The organism is Aeromonas intestinalis, assembly GCF_054052485.1.
Map to the genome: position 1 here is coordinate 82,965 of NZ_JBSTYK010000002.1, position 15,320 is coordinate 98,284.

Sequence of the window (15,320 nt, forward strand, 5' to 3'; positions counted from 1 at the left end):
TCAGACTCCTACGGCCATCAGGATAAAGAGCACCAGCACCAGGGCATGCAGCACCAGGCTCGTGCGGGAGGGGGCCTCGCTCACCCCGGTCAGGGCGCTGGCGAGATCCAGGCTCGGCTGCTTGCGATAGAGCGGTGCACAGAGGCGGCGCAGGGTGTGGGTGACGCCCCCCGAGGTGAGGCTCATGCGCTCCTCGTAGGCGTAACCACAGGCCCAGGGTGTACCGGCGTGACGGCGACCCGGCTTGGGTCCCTTGAACAGGGCCAGTACCAGCAGCGGGATGAGGAAGAGGCCGAACAAGGTGATGGCAATGACCGGCGGGGAGAGGATCGCCTGGCTGTTATCGAGCGGGATCAGGGTCGCACCGGTTGCCACCGTGCTGGTCACTGAACTTGCCAGGTGAGCGGTAACGAGGGCCTGGCCGTAGCCGTTGACCAGGGGGGCAATCCAGGGGGCGCCGAGGCCCAGCACCAGACAGACCGCGGCCAGCAGCAGGGTCCCCGCTACCATGGCACCCGGCACTTCCCGGGCCTGGCTCGCTTTTTCGCTGCGCGGTGCGCCGCTAAAGCAGATGCCGTACACCTTGACGAAGCACATCACCGCCATGGCGCCGGTCACCGCCAGCATCACCACGGCGAGGGGGGCGACGATGGAGGTGCCGAGCCTGGTCATGGTGATCAGGGACTGATAGATGAACCATTCGCTGACGAAGCCGTTCAGTGGCGGCAGCGCCGAGATGGCCATGGCGCCGATGAGAAACGCCAGTGCCGTCCAGGGCATCAGCTTGGCCAGCCCCCCCATCTTGTCCATGTCACGGGTGTGCAGGCGGAACATCACAGAGCCGGTGCCCATGAACAGCAGGCTCTTGAAGATGGCGTGATTGAGCAGGTGATAGAGCGCCCCGAGCAGCCCCAGCACCACCAGGGTCGGTTGCTGGCTCGCAAGACCAATCATGCCGATCCCCATCCCCATCAGGATGATGCCGATGTTCTCTACCGTGTGGTAGGCGAGCAGGCGCTTGAGATCGTGCTCGGCGAGCGCAAACAGCACCCCGAGCACCGCCGAGCTGGCGCCGAAGATCAGCACCATGTAGCCCCACCAGAGCTGACTGGCACCGAGAAAATCGATGCCGACCCGCAAGATGCCAAACAGACCGAGCTTCACCATGACCCCGGACATCAGCGCCGAGATATGGGAGGGGGCAACCGGTTCGGCCACCGGCAGCCAGCCGTGCAGGGGCACGAAACCGGCGCGCAGGCCAAAGCCGCAGAAGCTGAGCAGGAACACCAAAGAGGCGAGGGGCCCGGCCAGGTGTTGCTCGCGCAGGACGCTGAACTCCAGGCTGCCGCTACGCTGGCAGAGCAGCCAGAAGGTGGCGAGCACCAGCACCATGCCGATGTGGTTCATCACAAGGTAAAGCCGACTCTGTTTGGCGGCGGCCGGGTTGGTCTTGACCAGCCAGTAGCTGGTCAGCGTCACCAGTTCATAGCAGAGCAAAAAGCCCAGCGCGTTGTCGGCCAGCACCATGCCGGTCATGGCGAGCAGGAAGAGGTTCATCAGCACGCCGATGGTGACATCCCCCTTGCCCTCGTACTCCTTGATATAGGCAAAGGAGTAGAGGGAGACCGCGGTGCCCACCAGGGTGACCGCCAGCAGCATCAGGGCGGCCAGCGTGTCCAGATAAAAAGAGCCGAGGTGTACCGAGCCCAGCAGCCAGAGCTGGCCGTCTATCGTCTCGCCGAAGGCGAGGGCTTGCACGGCGACCACCACACCGGCGAGCGACCCCAGCAGGGCGAAACCGCTATTGAGGCGATTGGCGAGCCCCCCCTGTTTTTGCAGCAGGAAGCCCGCCGCGGCACCCAGCGCAAAGAGCATCAACATGCCCGTGATCCATGAAGGCAACATCAGCGTTCTCCCTGTCGGGTGTCGGCGGCCAGGGCCGCGGTGGCAAAGGCGGAGGCCAGCTCGGGGTGAGCCGCTACCGCCTGCAGGCGACGAGTCTGGGCCTGTTTGGCACTGACGCTGTCGTTGACCAGGCTCAGGGCCTGGGAGGGGCAGGCTTCGATGCAGGCCGGGCCATCCTCGCGAAACGCACAGAGATCGCATTTGACCGCAATGGATCGCACGCCGGGCTCCCAGCTCAGCAAGTCTTCCCCAAAGCAGCTCAGCCCCGCCGAGGTGGCCGGGTTGCTGGAGCGTACCGAGCAGGGAATATAGGTGTCATAGCTGTTGGCCATGGCGAGCGGACGGCTGCCGCCGCTCTGGATGGCGCCAAACGGGCAGGCCACGGCGCAGAGGTTGCAACCGATGCAGAGCGACTCATTGAGTTGCACCGCATCGCCGGTCTGGGCGATGGCCTCGACCGGACAGACCTTGATGCAGGGGGCATCGTCACAGTGACGACATTGAACCGGCATGGTGGCCTGCTCGTGTCGCATGACGGTTAATCGGGGGGCCTGTTGCAAACCCTTGGCCTTGTGGACGGTGGAACAGGCGGCCATACAGGTGCCACAACCGATACAAAGTTTGGGATCAGCGATAACGAAGCGGTTCATAGCCTACCTTGTCGTGTCGCGAACGGAGAAAGTAGGGGGTGGTTGGCAAAATGCGGGCCAGCTTGGGGTTGCAGCGTAAAATGAAAGTAAGATTATGTTTTTTATCGCGATTTTATTGGCTGTCACAGCAGGGTGAGAAGCATGGGCCCGTGTCGAAGTGTGACGTTCGTCACTTGTGACGAGGCGCTCGACAGGGGATAAAAACAGACAGCCGGGCTGCACCGTGGTGATGGTGGCGCTTGGCAGTGCCGGTTGAATATGCCGTCAGAGACGATCATGATGAGTGCCCCAATCCAGCAAAACAGGAGTGTTGTATGGCCGTATCAGCCCGAAACCAGTTACAGGGAAAAGTCTCTGCGGTGAACTCAGGGGCGGTGAACGATGAAGTGGAAATCATCCTTGCGGGGGGCGCCAGTCTGGTGGCCGTGGTGACGGCAAGCAGCCAGAAGGCGCTGGGGCTCAATGTCGGCAAAGAGGTGATCGCCTTGATCAAGGCCCCCTGGGTCATGCTGGCCTCGGAAGAGTGCGGGCTGCGCTTCTCCGCCCGCAACCAATATCCGGGCACCGTCAGCGCGGTGCAGCCGGGGGCGGTCAACAGCACCGTGCAGGTGAAGACGGACGCCGGCTTTGAGCTGACTTCGGTCATCACCAACGACGCCAGCGAAGAGATGACACTCGTTGCCGGCGCTCGGGTATTGGCGCTGGTGAAAGCCTCCGCCGTACTGCTCGCAGTCAAGCAGTAATCATCCTCATCTCAAGCAGGCTAGACCCCGTATAGCCTGCTTTAAGCATGTTTGCCTTCGGGCGAATGACACCTTAATCGTCACAGCGATACGAGACTGAGCCTTTGATGGATAAGCCGAGCCAAAAGCGACGTTCCAAAAAATAGAGGCGTAGCCTGCCTAGCCGTTGTTTCTGCTCAATCGCAGGGTCAATCCAGGCTGTTTTTTTGTTCTATTTTTCTTTACGACTCTGAGTTGGTGGATAGTAAAACTAAACGCTGTGGTCAGCGTCTTGTCCCCTCCTGTGGCTGCCCAGGCTGTTTTTATCCCTCTTGTTGCCATGCCATCAATGCCTCGTCCCTGTGTCGGCGAGCGGTCGGCCCATTCGATGGAGAGGGGAGGCTCTGGGTGTCGAGCTCGTCACTTTTGTCGTGTCGATCACAGTCTTGTTCCCCGCTCGTCAGCATCATGGGGCTAGGCAAGGGGCCAGGCATGATGGTGTTAATCCTTTATTTTCAGTTGGTTGTGGATTTTATCGCGGGATTGGCCTGACTTGGTCTGATTAATGCCTAGTGGGATGACCGGCCGGGTCCTGGGGGATCCAGCCGGCGGTATCGAACCATTTAGGATCCCTCTTTTATGAACAGCTTCGTGATTGCCGATCCCGGTCTCTGCATTGGGTGTCGTACCTGTGAGGTGGCCTGCGCCGTGTCACACCAGTCTGGGTCCTGCAGTGGCACCCTGGAGCGGGAGAGCGGCCTGCACCTGGCCATCGAGGATGGGCACCTGGTTTCCAGGGACAGCTATTTTCAACCCCGCCTGAAAGTCATCGTCGGCAGCAAGGTGACCACCCCGGTGCTCTGTCGCCAGTGCGAGGACAAGCCCTGCGCCAAGGCCTGCCCGAACAACGCCATCGTCACCGAGGATGGTTATGTCAAGGTCTATCAGGCGCGCTGCATCGGCTGCAAATCCTGTGCGGTGGCCTGCCCGTACGGTGCCATGACGGTGGTGGTGCAGGAGGTGGCCCCGGCCGCCGATGCGCTGTTCAAGCGGCCGCAGACCAAGGCCCGTGCCCTCAAGTGCGATCTCTGCAACCACCGGGAGGCGGGCCCGGCCTGTGTCGAGGTGTGCCCCACCCAGGCGCTGCGTCTGGTGACCCCGCAGAGTCTCGATAACCTGAATCGTCAGAAACAGCTGGCCAGTGCCGAAGCCATGCTGGCAGGGCTGGGACGCTGAGACGCGATGGCCGCCGTGGCAGTGGATTTATCTGGCAATCCAGTATTTTGCAATGCTTCCGCGCTGCCAATTGGCCATGTGCCCATTCGTTCGACCATCTTTCGTTAACAAACAAGAGTGTGAGTCATGAAAAAAGTCATTACCGTCTGCCCCTATTGCGGCACCGGTTGCAAGATCAACCTGCTGGTTGACAACGACAAGGTGGTGGGGGCCGAAGGCGCCCACGGCCGTACCAACGAGGGGCAGCTCTGCCTCAAGGGTTACTACGGTTGGGATTTTCTCAACGACACCAACCTGCTGACCCCGCGCCTCAAGAGCCCGATGATCCGCCGCGAGCGCGCTGGCAAGCTTGAAGCCGTCTCCTGGGACGAGGCCATCGAGTTTGCCAGCAGCCGCCTGTCGGCCATCAAGGCAAAATATGGCCCGGACGCCATCATGACCACCGGTTCGGCCCGCGGCCCTGGCAACGAAGCCAACTATGTGATGCAAAAATTTGCGCGTGCTGTCATCGGGACGAACAACGTCGACCACTGCGCGAGGGTGTGACACGCCCCCTCAGTCTCCGGTCTGGAGACAACGGTAGGCAATGGCGCCATGAGCAACGCCATTCCCGAAATTCAAGAGACCCAATGCCTGCTGGTGTTTGGTTACAATGCTGCTGACTCTCATCCCATCGTCGCGCGCCATATCCTGAAGGCAAAAGCCAACGGGGCGAAAGTGATCGTTTGCGATCCGCGCATGGTGGAAACCGCCCGCATCGCCGATCAATGGCTGCCGCTCAAAAACGGCTCCAACATGGCGTTGGTCAATGCCTTTGGCAACGTGCTGATCGCCGAGAACCTCTACGACAAGGAGTTCGTCGCCAACTACACCGAGGGCTTTGAGACCTACAAGGCGCTGGTGGCCAAGTACACCCCGGAATACGTGGAAGGGATCACCGGCCTCAAGGCCGCGGATATCCGCGCCGCCATCCGCACCTATGCGGCGTCCCCTGCCTCCATGATCCTGTGGGGCATGGGGGTGACTCAATACGGTCAGGCGGTGGACGTGGTCAAGGGCCTCGCGGGGCTGGCGCTGCTCACCGGCAACTTCGGCCGGCGCGGTACCGGCTGCGGCCCGGTGCGCGGTCAGAACAACGTGCAGGGCACTTGCGACATGGGGATGCTGCCCCACCAGTTCCCGGGCTATCAGTCCGTGGCCGATCCCGCCATCAGTGCCAAGTTCGCCAAGGCCTGGGGGGTGGAATCCCTGTCCCAGAAACCGGGCTACCGTCTGACGGAGCTGGGTCACAAGGTGGAGGAGGGCAAGTGCAAGGCCTTCTACATCTTCGGGGAAGATCCGGCCCAGACGGAAGCCGATCTGGCCCAGTTCCGCCGTACCCTCGGGGGGATGGAGCTGGTCATCGTGCAGGACATCTTCATGACCCAGACCGCCGAGATGGCGGATGTCATCTTGCCCGCCACCAGTTGGGGCGAGCATGAAGGGGTCTACAGCTCGGCGGATCGCGGCTTCCAGCGCTTCTACAAGGCGGTGACTCCGCCCGACAACGTGAAGCCGGACTGGGCTATCTTCTCCCTGATGGCGACCGCCATGGGTTATCCCATGGAATATCGGGACACCCACCAGATCTGGGACGAGATGCGCTCGCTCTGCCCACTCTACGCCGGGGTCAGCTATGACAAGATGGCGGATCTCAAGAGCGTGCAGTGGCCTTGTCCGACCGAGGATCACCCGGGCACCAGCACCCTGTTCGAGGGCAATGTGTTCACCACCCCGAGCGGCAAGGGTCAGCTGATCGCCTCCGAGTGGCGCCCCCCCCTGGAGCAGCCCGATGAAAACTATCCGCTGGTGCTCTCCACCGTGCGGGAAGTGGGTCACTACTCCTGCCGCTCCATGACCGGCAACTGCTCGGCGCTGCAGACCCTGGCCGATGAGCCCGGCTATGTGCAGATCCACCCAAGCGATGCGCAAAAGCTGGGGGTGAAAGATCAGGCTCTGGTCTGGATCTCGTCCCGGCGCGGCAAGGTGATCACCCGGGCGAACTACAACGAGCGGGTCAACGCCGGGGTGGTCTACATGACCTACCAGTGGTGGATCGGGGCCTGCAACGAGCTCACCATCGAGCACGTGGACCCGGTCTCCTATACCCCGGAATACAAGTACTGCGCGGTTAACATTGAGCGAATTGATAATCAGTCTGAGGCGGAGAATTATGTCCAGACCGAATACAGCGCGCTCAAGGCGAAATTGCGCAGCGCCGCCAAAGGGTAAGTCTCGCTAATTAAAGAGGATCCAGGCTCTGTTTACAGAGCCCTGATCCCTTCACCCTTTTTTCAGTGAACAAGGGGCAGTCATGAAAAATGAATTAAATGTATCGTTCGGTATATGCTATGTATCGGCTTATTTCCTGGTGATGTCATTCGGGGTGGCCTGCTATTTATGGCAAGACGAGATGATATTCCTGCTGGGGTTTGGCTTTTTTGGCTGCTTCATCGCCGCGCGTCTGGCCATGAGCATGGTGCTGGCGGCCCTCAGCGTGCAGGCGGCCTGGCTCATCGCCTTCCTCTCCACCACCCTGGTCAACAGCCTGCTGATGGGGCTCTCGGCGTTGATGCTCTATCTGACCCATCAGGCGGTATCGGCGGAGCTGGCCGACAACATCACCCTGATCCTAGTGGCTTTCCAGCTGTTGTCCGCCCTGTTCATTTTCGGTGGGCTCAAGTTCAATCGCTATCAGGTGCACCTCTCCTGAGGGTGACTTGATCGTCGTCAAATATGTCAGCGGTGGCTGAATATATTATCGGGCACGCAAGAATAATGGCTGGCGAATAATGTGAGGATGTGGCGCCGTTGTCATGGTGCGAATGCTCCGTTATTATGCGCTAAACCAGCTCGATGCTATTTCAATGGATGTTTGTTTTTATAATTAAGTGTTAATTCATTAAGTCTTAATTATAACATCTGACGGATATGGCTAATACATCGCTCTGCGTCGTTGCTCACTGCAATGTGCCCGCTCTTTTCCCATACCCTGCGTATGCGAGGCCTACATGCTGAACATGAATGCCATTCCGCTGACCGAGATCTCCCCCATCTGGGATGACGGCTTCCTTTCCCTCTCCAAGACCCTGCTCTCCGCCGTCACCCTGGACGACTTCATCACCAAGCTCAGCCACATCGACAGCTGCTTTGGCGACGTAAGCCGGGTCAACCTCATTCTGAACCTCGGCGGGGAGGAGGGGCTCTTCTGCTACATGGGGGAGGCGGGGCCGCAGCAGCTGCTCTGCCAGAAGGGGGAGCTGCATTTCTCCCGGGAGCAGGCCATGGTCCTGTCAGCGGAAAGCTTCGTGAATCACTGCGCCGGGCTTGCCAGCACCCCCGTCTATGACGACCTGCAATCCTATTGCCAACTGCCCATCACCACGGCCCGCAGCCACCTGGGGGGCATCGAGTTCATCAGTGCCGAGGAAGACGCCTTCCCCATGGCGGCCCTGGCCAAGCTGACCCAGCTTGCCGCCATCGTCGCCATTGCATTGGAAAGCGTGCAGGACAAGGAACGCACCTTGGAGCAGGCCCACTCCCTGCGCCTTGAACGCGACAGTTGCAAGATCCTGGTGGACATCACCAATGCGGTGCTCCAGCTGGTGCGAATCGCCGAGCTGCCCCGCAGCCTGTTCACCATCTTGCAGCATCATTTTGCCATCGGCAGCCTGTGTCTGGCGGAGTACAACGCCACCTCCGACAGTTTCAAGAGCTATCTGGTGAATCAGCGCGAGAGCGATAAGCCTGGCATCATCAATCACTCCTGTTTCGAGAAACACTGCCTGCAGGGGGCGCTCGGTCACAGCGAGCCTTTCTTTGTGTATCGTGAGCAGGGCCACGGCTGCGATTCGGGTTGCCGCTTCAGCTCCCAGATCCTGCCCCCCGATGCGCACAGCTCCTGCATCCTGCCCCTGCGCTATCGGGGCAACCTGCTGGGGGTCTTGATCCTCTCCCACCCGGCGGCGGATTTTTTCGCCGATCTCGACATCTCCCTGCTGGAGCAGGTGGCGGCCCGCACGGCGATTGCCATGAACAACGTGCAGGCGCAGCAGGAGATCTCCAACACCAACGGTGCCCGGGAGAAGACCTTGCGGGTGGCCGATACCCCGGAGGGGGATTTTGCCAACATCATCTACCAGAGCGCCGTCATGGCGAATGTGCTGGAGAAGGTGAAACTGGTGGCCCAGAGCGACTGCTCCGTGCTCATTCTGGGGGAAACGGGCACCGGCAAGGAGCTGATTGCCCGGGCCATCCATCAGCAGAGCCTGCGCCATGAGCAGGAGATGGTGAAGGTGAACTGTGCCGCCATCCCCACCGGTCTTATCGAGAGCGATTTGTTCGGCCACGAGAAGGGGGCCTTCACCGGCGCCCTCAGTCAGCGCATCGGCCGCTTCGAGCGGGCCCACAAGGGCACCCTGTTCCTGGATGAAGTGGGGGACATGCCGCTCGACTTGCAGCCCAAGCTCTTGCGGGTCTTGCAGGAGCACGAGCTGGAGCGGGTGGGCAACAGCACCCCCATTCCCATCGACGTGCGGCTGGTGGCGGCCACCAACTGCGATCTGCTCTCCATGGTCAAGACCAAGCGCTTTAGGAGCGATCTCTACTACCGACTCAACGTCTTCCCCATCGAGCTTCCCCCCCTGCGCGAGCGCCGCGAGGACATCCCGCTGCTGGTCAACTTCTTCATCAAGAAGATTGCCAAGCGGATGCGCCGCACCATCACGTCCATCCCGGCCGATGCCATGAAGATGCTGGTGTCGCTCCCCTGGTACGGCAATATCCGCGAGCTCGAGAACATCATCGAGCGGGCCGTGGTGATGACCCGTGGCCACGTGCTGAACCTCTCCCCGGACGAGCTGTTGCCCCTCAAGGGCTTTCACAAGATAGAGACCCTGGTCTATGACCAACCGGCCGGCGTGCTCTTCGATGCACCGGCGCGCACCGCACCTCCTTCGGAGGGGGACGGCGAGGACGAGCGTGAACAGATCATCCGGACGCTGAAGGAGTGCAACGGCATCGTCGCCGGGGAGCGGGGCGCCGCTCAGCGCCTCGGCATGAAACGCACCACCCTGCTGTCGAAGATGAAACGGCTCGGTATCTCGGCGAAAGCCCCCCAGACTCTCGATTGAAGGCAGAGCGGATGTTGTCAGAGCAGAACAATGATATGCACCCCTTGAGCCGTCAGCGCGAGGTGGTGCACTACCACCGTGATGGCGTCACCACCGACAGCGCCATGCTGCTGCCTGCCGAGACACCGGTGGCGCTGGTCTACAACGGCATCGCCCACAGCGTGATGATGTGCAGTGCCTCGGATCTGGAGGATTTCGCCATCGGCTTCTCCTTGACGGAGGGGATCATCGACGGCCTGCACGACATTCACGACATGGAGCAGGTCGATGGCTGCCAGGGCATCGAACTGCACATCACCCTGGCCAATCGCTGCGTTCACCGCCTGAAAGAGAAGAAACGTACTCTGGCGGGGCGTACCGGTTGCGGCATCTGTGGCAGCGAGAGCCTGGATCAGGTGGTGCGCACGCTCCCCCCGCTGCCAGACAGCCAGCGCCTCGCTGTCGACCAGATAGACAAGGTGCTGACGGCCCTGCGTCCGCTGCAACGGCTCGGGCAGAGCACGGGGGCCACCCATGCCGCCGTGCACCTGGACCTGGCCGGCAACATCCTCGCCATCCGTGAAGACGTGGGCCGCCACATCGCGCTGGACAAGCTGGTGGGATACCTGTGCCGCCATGGTCGCCGCGATGGGGCCATCCTGGTGACCAGCCGTGCCAGCTTCGAGATGGTACAAAAGTGTGCCAGCGCCGGGGTCGAGATCCTGCTCGCCATCTCGGCTGCCACCGAGCTCGCGGTGAGACAGGCCGAGCAGACCGGACTCACCCTCGCGGGCTTCTGCCGTCCCGGGCGGGCCGAGATCTACTGTGGCCGCCAGCGGATCCTGCTGGAATAACGCCCCTTGATTGGCGCTCCCTTGTGGCGCGGGCATTGGCGCAGGGGGCGGGCTCGGGTATAGTCCTGCGCCAACAAACGAGATCCGGCGGGATGAGTGAGGGCGGCGCGATGGCCGCAGATGAACTCATCCCTTCGGCGCGGCATCAAAGGATATCCCCATGAAATTCAGCCCCCTGCTCGATGAGATGATGAAGGCGCTGCAGGTGCTGCCGGGCGTTGGCCCCAAGTCGGCCCAGCGCATGGCGTTCACCCTGCTCGAGCGCGAGCGCAGCGGCGGCCTGCGTCTGGCCTCCCTGCTCAACCGCGCCCTGACCGAAATCGGTCACTGCAGCCACTGCCGTACCTTCACCGAGAACGAGCGCTGCGAGATCTGCACCAACCCCAAGCGCGAGGAGAGCGGTCTCTTGTGCGTGGTGGAGAGCCCGGCAGACGTGGCCGCCATCGAGCACACCGGCCAGTTTTCCGGTCGCTACTTCGTGCTGATGGGGCACCTCTCGCCGCTTGACGGCATAGGCCCCGAGGAGCTGGGGCTGGAAATCCTGGAGCGCCGCCTGAAGGACGAATCCATTGAGGAGCTGATCCTCGCCACCAACCCGACCATCGAAGGAGATGCCACCGCCTGGTATATCGCCGACATGGCCCGCGCCGCCGGGGTGGCGGTGAGCCGCATCGCCCACGGGGTGCCGGTGGGAGGCGAGCTGGAGCTGGTGGATGGCACTACGCTGTCTCACTCCCTGATGGGACGCCAGCGTCTCTAGCCGCGACGGTACAAGAAATGGGCAGCTGAGCCCGCAACGGGGGGCGAGTGGGCAAGTTTGCACACTTGCCCCTTGATATTTTCAAGGCCACCCCCATCTAGCTTGGGAATCTGTTCAACCCGACGTTTTTGAGGATTGGTCGATGACCCAAAGTGTTCACGCCGAAACCCACGGCTTTCAAACCGAAGTCAAACAACTGCTGAGCCTGATGGCTCACAGCCTCTACTCCAACAAAGAAGTATTCCTGCGCGAGCTGATCTCCAACGCCTCCGATGCGGCGGACAAGCTGCGCTTCAAGGCGCTTTCCGATGCCTCTTTGTTCGAAAACGACGGCCAGCTGCGCGTGCGCCTGGTGGTGGACAAAGAGAACAAGACCCTGACCATCTCGGACAACGGCATCGGCATGACCCGTGACCAGGTGATCGAACACCTGGGCACCATCGCCAAGTCCGGCACCGCCGAGTTCTTCAAACACCTCTCCGGCGATCAGGGCAAGGACTCCCAGCTGATCGGTCAGTTCGGGGTGGGCTTCTACTCCGCCTTCATCGTCGCCGACAAGGTGACCGTGATCTCCCGTGCCGCCGGCACTGACGCCAGCCAGGGCGTGCAGTGGGAATCCGAAGGGGAAGGCTCCTTCACCGTGGCGGACGTGACCAAGGAAACGCGCGGTACCGACGTCATCCTGCACCTGCGTGCCGAGGAAGAGGAGTTCCTGGACGACTGGCGCCTGCGTTCCGTGGTCAGCAAATACTCCGACCACATCAGCGTGCCGGTTGAGATGTACAAGGAGGGGACCCCGGATCGGGAGGAAGACGGTGAAACCATCGTCGGCACCCCGGGCGAGTGGGAGCAGGTCAACCGCGCCACCGCACTCTGGACCCGTAATCCGAAAGACATCAAGGAAGAGGAGTACCAGGAGTTCTACAAGCACGTTGCCCACGACTTTGAGGATCCGCTGCTCTGGGGCCACAACCGGGTGGAAGGGGCACAGGAGTACACCAGCCTGCTCTACATCCCGGCCCGTGCGCCCTTTGATCTCTACAACCGCGAGCAGAAGCACGGTCTCAAGCTCTACGTGCAGCGAGTCTTCATCATGGATGACGCCGAGCAGTTCATGCCGACCTACCTGCGCTTCGTGAAAGGGGTGCTGGACTCCAACGATCTGCCGCTCAACGTCAGCCGTGAAATTTTGCAGGACAACAAGGTCACCGCCTCCCTGCGCAAGGCCTGCTCCAAGCGCGTCTTGACCATGCTGAACAAGCTGGCGAAAGAGGATGGCGAGAAGTACGCCAAGTTCTGGAGCGAGTTCGGCAACGTCTTGAAAGAAGGCCCGGCCGAGGATTACGCGAACCGCGAAGAGATCGCCAAACTCCTGCGCTTTGCCAGCACCGCCGGTGAAGGGGAAGCCCAGACCGTTTCCCTGGAAGAGTACGTCGGCCGCATGAAGGAAGGTCAGCAGAAGATCTACTACATCACTGCCGACAGCTTCGCCGCCGCCAAGAACAGCCCGCACCTCGAGATCTTCCGCAAGAAGGGCGTCGAAGTGCTGCTGATGTGGGAGCGGGTGGACGAGTGGTTGATGAGCCACCTGACCGAGTTCGACGGCAAGCAGCTGGTCTCCGTCACCCGTGGCGAGCTGGATCTGGGCGAGCTGGAAGACGAGGCTGCCAAACAGGCGCAAGAAGAGGCCGAGAAGGCCAACGCCGGTCTGGTGGAGCGGGTCAAACAGAGCCTAGGGGAGAGCATCAAGGAGGTGCGCGTCACCCATCGTCTGACTGATTCCCCCTCTTGCATCGTCACCGACGACAACGGCATGAGCACCCAGATGATCAAGCTGATGCGCGCCGCCGGCCAGCCGGTGCCGGAGCAGAAGTACATCCTGGAACTCAACCCGGAGCACGCGCTGGTGAAGAAGCTCGATACCATCGAGGACGAGAGTCTGTTCGGTGAGTGGGTGAGCCTGCTGCACGAACAGGCCCAGCTGGCCGAGCAGGGTGGCCTCAACGATCCGGCGAGCTTCGTCGCCCGCATCAACCGCCTGCTACTCCAGGCGTGATAGCCAAGAGCCCACTGCATGCAGTGGGCTTTTTTACGCTGGCTTGCTGGCGTCGTTGCGACTGGCCAGACCACTATTTAGCTGCATTTTCAATCATTTTCTGTGTGCAGCCCTTGCGTCTTTCGTCGTAGTGCCAGCACAAACACATGGTGATAATGTGGCCACTCACACGGGGCAAGCTTGTGAAAATGGGCGAAACCGTGTAGTTTTTTGCCTTCTCAAGAATTGAATAACCAATCAATTAGGAGCGTGTATGCGCATTGTTCTGTTGGGAGCACCGGGTGCAGGTAAAGGCACTCAGGCTCAGTTCATCATGGAAAAACACGGTATTCCGCAGATCTCCACCGGCGACATGCTGCGTGCGGCGATCAAGGCGGGCACCGAGCTGGGCCTCAAGGCCAAGGCCGTGATGGACGCAGGTCAGCTCGTCTCCGACGACATCATCATCGGCCTGGTCAAAGAACGTATCGCGCAAGCGGATTGCGCCAACGGCTTCCTGCTGGACGGCTTCCCGCGCACCATCCCCCAGGCGCAAGCCATGAAGGATGCCGGTGTGGTGGTGGACTTCGTGCTGGAGTTCGACGTGCCGGACGAAGAGATCGTCAAGCGCATGAGCGGCCGCCGTGTTCACTCCGGCTCCGGCCGTACCTACCACGTGGTGTTCAACCCGCCGAAGGTTGAAGGCAAGGATGACGTGACCGGCGAGGATCTGGTGATCCGTGCCGACGACGAAGAGACCACAGTGCGCAAGCGTCTGGATGTGTACCATCAGCAGACTGCGCCGCTCATCGGTTTCTACGGTAAAGAAGCCGAAGCGGGCAACACCCGTTACGTCAAGATCGACGGCACCCAGCCGGTGGATCAGGTCAGCCAGCAACTGGCGGCGATCCTGGGCTGATTTTTCCTTCGATCCCCAACGAGTTCGAGACAAGGGTCCATGCAGGGCCCTTTCTTGCATCATAACAAGAACGACAAACACGACAGGAAGCTAACGTGACCACGAAAACCGGGATCTTGCTCGTCAATCTGGGAACCCCAACCGCGCCGACGGCCTCGGCCGTGCGGGCCTTTCTCAGCCAGTTTCTCAGCGATCCGCGGGTGGTCGAGATCCCCCGCTTGTTGTGGTCACCCCTGCTCAACTGCGTCATTCTGCCCCTGCGGGCTCCCCGGGTCGCCAAGCTCTACCAGCAGATCTGGACCAAAGAGGGCTCCCCCCTGATGGCCATCAGCCAGCGTCAGCGGGCGGCGCTCGAGCAGGAGCTCAAGCGGGAAGGGGTGGATGTGCCCGTGGTGCTCGCCATGACCTATGGCAGCCCCTCCCTTGCCGATGGCTGGCAGGCCCTCAAGGCCCGGGGAGTGAACCGGGTGATCCTGTTGCCGCTCTACCCCCAGTATGCCGCCAGCACCACGGCCGCCGTGTTCGATGGCTGGGCGCGGGTGATGCAAGGGGAACGTCACCTGCCGGTGATGCGGCTCATCCGTGATTATCACAACCATCCGGAGTACATTCAGGCCCTCGCCATGAGTGTGCGCCGCCAGTGGGAGCAGCAGGGGCAGGGGGAGCATCTGTTGATGTCCTTCCACGGCATTCCCCAGCGCAGCGAAGACGAGGGTGACCCCTATGGCCACCAGTGTCGCCGCACCGCCAGCCTGCTGGCAGAGGCGCTCGGCCTTGCCCCCGAGCAGTGGAGCGCCAGTTTCCAGTCCCGCTTTGGCAAGCAGGAGTGGCTCAAGCCCTACACGGATGCCACCATCACCGAGCTGGCCAAAGCGGGGGTCAAGCGACTCGATGTGATCTGCCCGGCGTTTTCCGCCGACTGTCTCGAGACCCTGGAGGAGATCCAGGTCGAGAACCGCCACCTCTTCACCGAGGCGGGGGGAGAACAGTTCCACTACATCCCGGCGCTCAACAGCGATCAGGCCCACATTCGCATGATGGTGTCGCTGATCTGCCGCGAGCTGGCATAAGTCTAGGGATTCATCTTCA

12 protein-coding genes are annotated in these 15,320 nt (G+C 61.3%); 10 read left to right on the forward strand and 2 right to left on the reverse strand.

Features of this window, described 5'->3' with window-relative positions; translation table 11 throughout:
* On the reverse strand, positions 1-1,905 hold the full coding sequence (gene hyfB, locus ACW5W7_RS02730) for a hydrogenase 4 subunit B (protein WP_456500691.1): 1,905 nt from the start codon (positions 1,903-1,905) through the stop codon (positions 1-3).
* Positions 1,905-2,555, reverse strand: coding sequence for a 4Fe-4S dicluster domain-containing protein (locus ACW5W7_RS02735; RefSeq protein WP_456500692.1), 651 nt, complete (start codon positions 2,553-2,555; stop codon positions 1,905-1,907). Before ACW5W7_RS02735 ends, hyfB begins: the two co-directional genes overlap by 1 nt.
* 314 nt (positions 2,556-2,869) lie before the next feature.
* On the opposite strand from ACW5W7_RS02735, the gene ACW5W7_RS02740 reads away from it, so the two are divergent.
* The 10 genes from ACW5W7_RS02740 to hemH all read left to right on the forward strand — a co-directional run bounded on the left by ACW5W7_RS02740 (position 2,870) and on the right by hemH (position 15,301).
* Positions 2,870-3,298 carry a TOBE domain-containing protein gene (locus tag ACW5W7_RS02740; RefSeq protein ID WP_456500693.1) on the forward strand — a complete coding sequence of 143 codons (429 nt, stop codon included), beginning with the start codon at positions 2,870-2,872 and terminating at the stop codon, positions 3,296-3,298.
* A 618-nt stretch (positions 3,299-3,916) separates the two neighbouring features.
* The gene (locus ACW5W7_RS02745) at positions 3,917-4,513 is read left to right on the forward strand and encodes a 4Fe-4S dicluster domain-containing protein (protein WP_349921942.1); all 597 of its coding nucleotides are present in this window, start codon (positions 3,917-3,919) and stop codon (positions 4,511-4,513) included.
* Positions 4,514-4,639: 126 nt separating this feature from the next.
* Positions 4,640-6,784 (forward strand): formate dehydrogenase subunit alpha, encoded by a 2,145-nt coding sequence (gene fdhF / locus ACW5W7_RS02750; RefSeq protein WP_456500694.1) that lies wholly within the window; start codon positions 4,640-4,642, stop codon positions 6,782-6,784.
* An 82-nt stretch (positions 6,785-6,866) separates the two neighbouring features.
* Entirely contained in the window at positions 6,867-7,265 is a 399-nt protein-coding gene (locus tag ACW5W7_RS02755) for a hypothetical protein (RefSeq protein ID WP_456500695.1), read from the forward strand.
* Between the two features lie 298 nt (positions 7,266-7,563).
* Complete coding sequence (locus ACW5W7_RS02760; RefSeq protein ID WP_456500696.1) at positions 7,564-9,684, forward strand: sigma 54-interacting transcriptional regulator; 2,121 nt, start codon at positions 7,564-7,566, stop codon at positions 9,682-9,684.
* A gap of 35 nt (positions 9,685-9,719) precedes the next feature.
* On the forward strand, positions 9,720-10,517 hold the full coding sequence (gene fdhD / locus ACW5W7_RS02765) for a formate dehydrogenase accessory sulfurtransferase FdhD (protein WP_456500697.1): 798 nt from the start codon (positions 9,720-9,722) through the stop codon (positions 10,515-10,517).
* Positions 10,518-10,677: 160 nt separating this feature from the next.
* Positions 10,678-11,277, forward strand: a complete 600-nt coding sequence (gene recR / locus ACW5W7_RS02770) for a recombination mediator RecR (protein ID WP_349921947.1) — start codon at positions 10,678-10,680, stop codon at positions 11,275-11,277.
* A 142-nt stretch (positions 11,278-11,419) separates the two neighbouring features.
* On the forward strand, positions 11,420-13,333 hold the full coding sequence (gene htpG / locus ACW5W7_RS02775; protein ID WP_456500698.1) for a molecular chaperone HtpG: 1,914 nt from the start codon (positions 11,420-11,422) through the stop codon (positions 13,331-13,333).
* Between the two features lie 253 nt (positions 13,334-13,586).
* The gene (gene adk, locus ACW5W7_RS02780) at positions 13,587-14,231 is read left to right on the forward strand and encodes an adenylate kinase (protein WP_434667499.1); all 645 of its coding nucleotides are present in this window, start codon (positions 13,587-13,589) and stop codon (positions 14,229-14,231) included.
* A gap of 95 nt (positions 14,232-14,326) precedes the next feature.
* Positions 14,327-15,301, forward strand: coding sequence for a ferrochelatase (gene hemH, locus ACW5W7_RS02785; protein WP_456500699.1), 975 nt, complete (start codon positions 14,327-14,329; stop codon positions 15,299-15,301).
* The last annotated feature ends 19 nt before the right edge of the window (positions 15,302-15,320 follow it).